This is a genomic window from Alteromonas sp. McT4-15 (assembly GCF_020515205.1).
Taxonomy (GTDB): domain Bacteria; phylum Pseudomonadota; class Gammaproteobacteria; order Enterobacterales; family Alteromonadaceae; genus Alteromonas.
Genome location: NZ_JAJALG010000068.1, coordinates 1 through 5,399 on the forward strand (window position 1 = coordinate 1; position 5,399 = coordinate 5,399).

The following is a 5,399-nucleotide window of genomic DNA, read 5'->3' on the forward strand; positions in this document are numbered from 1 at the left end:
TTTTTGATCGGATAACGCCGAAATAAGCGATCGGATTAGACCGAAATCACTGATCGGATTGAACCGAAATGGGTGATCGGAATGGGCCGGAACATGCACACTTCGTCCGAAAAACAAGCAATTTGTTTCGGTTTTAGCAGGCCTTCTGATTTTAATAAATAGAGCTGAAGCATGGAGTCTCTCTTGTACAACCCCATCATCTAGATCAAGAGAAGCTCCATACTGCCGTACAGCCCAATTCAAACGATATATGAGATCGGAGGCATCCATAATTTCAGATATAGATCTTAGTTTTAAGGAACGTGTGAATCTATCTGGAGCTTCATCTAAACGCGGCAAAGAATCCTAAAGATCGTACTACTTTAGATACTCAACAAACGAGGTGTCACCTTCGCTAAAAGCAGTTCCTGCTAAGCAAAATAGACAAATTATACGCTCACCAATATCCTGAATGCTTCTCGGGGCTACTTCATTTTCATCTTCAGTAAATGGCAGCAAATCTATAAACGGAATATTTCGCTTTGAAAGAATAGCCTCCGTTTTCTTTTTCCTTTCCTCTGGATTCAATTATTAGTCCTTGGACACCTAGCTGCTAAATAGGGGGCAGCCATGTGTGCTAAAACTCAAAGCAGCCCCCGCAGATGCCCCACTTGAGTCAGGTTCTATTGGAATTAATATCAAATATGATAAACAAACCGATACTAATAAAAATAATAAGCTAAGTAATTGAAGACTTCTCATATGGCCCTAGTAGCTAACTTTTAAATAAGGCGCGCAGGCACGTGGTCTATAATGCGAAGCAGCCCACAAGTATGCGTATTAGCCCGCGCTAGCAGGCGACTTAATTTTTTTTGTTATGTACGTGCATGAAACGACCTAGATATTTTACTTAAAACAACCAAAACCATGCATCCTATAATAGTGAAAAAAGATGCCCAGATTGGAATCCAAAGTATAGCCAAAGCAGATGTTGAGGAAGTATGTGCATCAGTGAATAACGAGTGCTGCATTCCCCAATAGCCGTGCAGAATAAATGAGGTGTTGAATAGCATTATAATCCAAATGCCAACTCGGCCAAATGTGGTCAGGCTCAACTTTGATTTAGCAGCAAAAAGACCTAAAACGATAAATGGAATAGCTCTAAAGCCAGCAGAAAATAGAAAACTATTAATAGTTGAATATTGAAACGTTCGCTCGACAGCTGAATTAAACTCTAGGTGCCCGACAAAAACAGCAAGCAAAAATTTAGAGAGATATTCGTTTGCTAGTAAAAAAAGCAAAACTAAAGTAAACCAAAAAATCCTTTTCATAAATTTCCTATAAAGTGCATAACTCTTAAATATGGGGCGTAAACGCGTGGGCTAAAATGCGAAGCAGCCTAAGTGAATGCGTTCCAGTGAACGAAGTGAGTGACTTAATTTTTTGTAATGTGCCATTTTAAAAAGGGTCACTATCCTTCGGAATATCTAACAGTGTACTCTTATCGCCGCAAACGGAACATGTTTGCTCAACAGTAAGCTTATAGTTAATTAGAAAACTACAAGCATAGAGAAACTTACCGAGCGACTTTAATAAGAACCACAGAAAAACAGCTATTTCTACACCAAATTCTAAGAAAAATCTTAGCTTACCAGTTTCAAATGCAGATAAGAAAATAGAGTAAAAGATACTACCAATAATGAAGCTGACAGCACAAATGGCAAGTAAATAAAAAGATAGCAATATAGCAAGGCCAAACAAATCCAAAAAGCTGACGGAACCGGAGCATTCCCATTTTTTGACTTTAAAACAACATTTAAGGTTCATATATAAATTGGCACAAAACATTAAGCTAAGGGGCAAAAGCACGATGCGAAAATGGCGAAGCCGCATTGTTTTTTTGCCCCCGCAGCGCACGCATCGGGTTGCTACTTAAAAGTTTTGTTGGCATTTTTGTACTCGCTTACTAGGCTAAAGAACAAGTCAACAGATTTGTCATGTTGTGTTTTTGTTATGCTGCAATCATTAATATTCCAATCTTCATGTTCTGCTGATTTCCCCAATGAAGCTGCTAGTAGTATTTCTGGATAACCTATAGTTAATTTTTCATAACCAAATTTCTTAGCCAACCAATTGTGAAAGTCCGAAAACTCTGGAATGCCAGTATTGGGAATGTTTGCTTCATGCATCGCGAGAGTGTAACCATCGAGGAAACTACGAATATGAGACAAAGTTCTCCTGCCCGTATACATTTCGGTTCGCTCGCTTATCTTTTCTATCAAGTCGTAAATATTATAATTCATGCTGATACTAAAAAATATCTAACGGCCCAGCGAGCAGCGCGAGTGCCTTTGTTGGCTTGTTAGGAGTCATGCCGAGTTCTTTCAAAATTTCGGACTAGTTGCTCTAATGGTAAATCAAACCCTCGAAGATTCTTTCCACTCAAATTTAAACTAACCAACCTATTTTTGGATTCCAGCAATGGGACAACATGTTCTTTAAAGCCTTCCCATGAAATACCCCTTGGCTCCACTTTGCCAAGAACCCCAGGACTCAACTTTTTTAGCCTAAGAATTCTTGACTTAGAAGACCAGATAGGGAAAGACACGTTACCGTCAGCCACATCAAATTCTAGAGCGATTCCATCTGGAAACTCTGCAAACCATAAAAGCTGATTTTCTCTGGCCTCAGAATAAAACTTGTCGATTTGTGCACCAATACTCAAACTTTATTGACTCCTAACTTATAAATAAGGGGCGCATACTAGTGGGGCATAATGGCGAAGCCGCATTGCGTTTGCGTCCCAGCGGTTGCCGCAAGTAACTGCGATTTGAGCGCTTTGTTATATCGCATCGTGCCAAGACCTCATTCCATTTAACTCTTTTAGAGCTTGTTGTTTCTCCACTAAATACCAACCATATGTAGTGTCAAGAATTAGGTTGTACTGAGTTTCTATTTCAGTGTCTGATTCGGTCTTCGAGCTTACATTTTTAAAGCCAAAGAAATATTCTTTACCTGCTTCAAAGTCATAATCGATTTTTAAATTAGCTATTTTAATTGGAGCATTTGGCGTGAAAGACACTTCTCTGGTGCCCGGAGTTACTGAGAATTTTGTATATCCCGGATAACCAATACAGCCTTTATATTCACCATCTATTCCAACTAGCAAGCACGCATTAACGCCTGGCATATCAAATTGATAAAAATAAGTAGTAGCTTGGCTATCTGTTGATTTCGATGCGTAACTAAATTCTGGACCTTTTGGCACGACATCAGTGCTCATGCATCCTTGAAGTCCGAATAGTAAAATCACTATAAAGTATCTCATAATCATCAGTTTCCTTGTTGCGATATAACTTCTAAATATGAGGCACAAACACGTAGGCTAAACTGCTAAGCAGCCCACGAGTTTGCGTCCCAGCGAACGTAGTGAGTGACTTAATTTTTTTGTTAGGTGCCATGCTGATACTTCCTTGTTTTGATCAACTTACCAACACTGATTGCGATGCTAGCAACTAGCAATGAGAATACAAAGTCCAGAATTAACAACTGGGCAGGTACGACAACTTTAGCTATAAGAAATAGAATAAAGTGTCCAGCAACAAGAGCAGACAATGAAACGCTACAAATATGGATAGCTACGTTCTGGTGCTGTTTTGATGCAAAAAATGCCAAGAGTAACGTTGAGAATATAAATGACGCTAAGTAACTAATAGTAAGGTAATAAGTGTCTAACTGTGAAGTTGACCCAATGGTACTCACGCCTAAATCAACAAAGAAGCCAAGAGTTAATTGAATAACAAGAAGTACAGTTGCCTGCCTTAAAATTTTCAATGGTTCCATATTTCCCTCTTGGCACCTAACTTTTAAATAAGTGGCGCAGGCATGTGGGCTACAATGCGAAGCAGCCCACGTGTATGCGTCCCAGTGACCAACGGGAACGACTTTATTTTTTTGTTATGCATCAACGATCCCAAACAACCTTGTATAGTTTTTCTTGTATAAGTCTGCGAATACAAATGGCCGGACTATCAATGCATTTGTAACAACAGGAATAATAACAATGGTATTAAAAATTACAGGAGCGCCAAAAGCTACCATAATGCCAGAGAGAGCAACTGTGATATAGGTTAAAATTGAGTATGCCCTAAATGAAGAAATATTCTTCATTAACACAGTGACTTCACTTTTTTCTGTGCAGTCACTTACGAAAAGGTAAAGACAAAATAGGCCAGCTAACCCCCAAAGAATGCTTTCTGGGCGAATTGTTGATAGAGCATTTCCAAACAAAGCCACAGTTAATGCCAGACTAAAAGTGTCTGACGCCGCCATTCTTAATAACAAATGTTGGTTATCCGGTTCTGGTGAAAGAGGTAGTCGATCCATGAATCTTCCTGATGCATAACTTTCACTTAAAGGCCTGTAACACAGTGGCGAGAATATCGAAGCCGCCACTGCGGGCGTTTTAAAGTGCTTGTTATACGCTTACGCTTGAGCCTGTTCAATGAGATTTTCCCATTCTACTAAGCACTCATTGATTAGGGTAAATGCATTTCCAAGCTTATTGTTGTCGTTATCAATTATATCCAATGAAACCTTAACTTTAGATGGATCGGATACAACAAATTCCACTCGTCTAGCATAAAACGAAAGTTTACTTATTGAATCCTGCTGCATTTCATAGCTAACCTGACTTAGAATAGGGTTCTTACCAGATCTTGGTTTTCGATCTAACCCACCATGCTTAAGACTATTTGCTATATCCGCGCACAAACTAAGACTTTCAAGGTTATCAATTTGCCTTTCTATCCAGTTTGGATTTTTACCATGCGACAAAGAAAATTTTCTGACGTAATCCTTTAAACTCCAAAGCCATATGAATCCATTTTCAATTTCATCTTGGAGCTCTTCGGGCTTTTTTACACCTTCTACAGAGTACTCCTGGTAGCCATACACATCATGGGTTAAATTCCATTCAAAACCGTCACCATCCAATGAACCTAGTTTGCCTTGGATTCTTTTGATTTTCTCTAAAAGAGCACTTACTTCGTCAAGTGTCATGAACTATCTCAAGCACCTAACAATTTAGTGTACGGAAAAAATCCTTTTTACAACGCGGACTTTATCCATCTATCACTCAAATAATTTCTTAACTTTCTCACGTAAATAAATCCACATCAACGTCTTACAACAAATAGTGTAAATGGAGGAGGTGAAAGGCGGAAAATATCTCTTTTATTTTTTCGCTTGCAGAAATTGCAGAGGTCTGTATTTAAATACAGCTTTATATTTTTGTTCCCACAAACAAAAAACGAGGCCTAAGCCTAATGCCGATCAGTTAAGAAAAGTTTTAGCGATCGGTTGACCGATCTTTTATAGATGTAAAAATCCGATGAGCATTTGCCATCGGATTTTTTTAT

At 38.8% G+C, this 5,399-nt stretch carries 9 protein-coding genes; all 9 read right to left on the minus strand.

The annotated features are described in order from the left end of the window. On the minus strand, positions 1–339 hold a 339-nt coding region (locus LHL20_RS21295; RefSeq protein ID WP_226434625.1), incomplete at its 3' end, for a DUF4272 domain-containing protein. Between the two features lie 18 nt (positions 340–357). Further along, complete coding sequence (locus LHL20_RS20495) at positions 358–567, minus strand: DUF4272 domain-containing protein (protein WP_226434626.1); 210 nt, start codon at positions 565–567, stop codon at positions 358–360. Between the two features lie 287 nt (positions 568–854). Beyond that, positions 855–1,310 carry a hypothetical protein gene (locus LHL20_RS20500; RefSeq protein ID WP_226434627.1) on the minus strand — a complete coding sequence of 152 codons (456 nt, stop codon included), beginning with the start codon at positions 1,308–1,310 and terminating at the stop codon, positions 855–857. Between the two features lie 597 nt (positions 1,311–1,907). Then, positions 1,908–2,282 (minus strand): hypothetical protein, encoded by a 375-nt coding sequence (locus LHL20_RS20505; RefSeq protein ID WP_226434628.1) that lies wholly within the window; start codon positions 2,280–2,282, stop codon positions 1,908–1,910. A 59-nt stretch (positions 2,283–2,341) separates the two neighbouring features. Further along, complete coding sequence (locus tag LHL20_RS20510; RefSeq protein ID WP_226434629.1) at positions 2,342–2,704, minus strand: DUF2750 domain-containing protein; 363 nt, start codon at positions 2,702–2,704, stop codon at positions 2,342–2,344. 117 nt (positions 2,705–2,821) lie between these two features. Then, entirely contained in the window at positions 2,822–3,262 is a 441-nt protein-coding gene (locus LHL20_RS20515) for a hypothetical protein (RefSeq protein ID WP_226434630.1), read from the minus strand. A 167-nt stretch (positions 3,263–3,429) separates the two neighbouring features. Further along, a complete protein-coding gene (locus LHL20_RS20520; protein ID WP_226434631.1) occupies positions 3,430–3,822 on the minus strand; it encodes a hypothetical protein in 393 nt (130 codons plus the stop codon). Between the two features lie 114 nt (positions 3,823–3,936). After that, the gene (locus tag LHL20_RS20525; protein WP_226434632.1) at positions 3,937–4,365 is read right to left on the minus strand and encodes a hypothetical protein; all 429 of its coding nucleotides are present in this window, start codon (positions 4,363–4,365) and stop codon (positions 3,937–3,939) included. A gap of 99 nt (positions 4,366–4,464) precedes the next feature. After that, positions 4,465–5,040, minus strand: coding sequence for a hypothetical protein (locus LHL20_RS20530; RefSeq protein WP_226434633.1), 576 nt, complete (start codon positions 5,038–5,040; stop codon positions 4,465–4,467). Between the last annotated feature and the right edge of the window lie 359 nt (positions 5,041–5,399).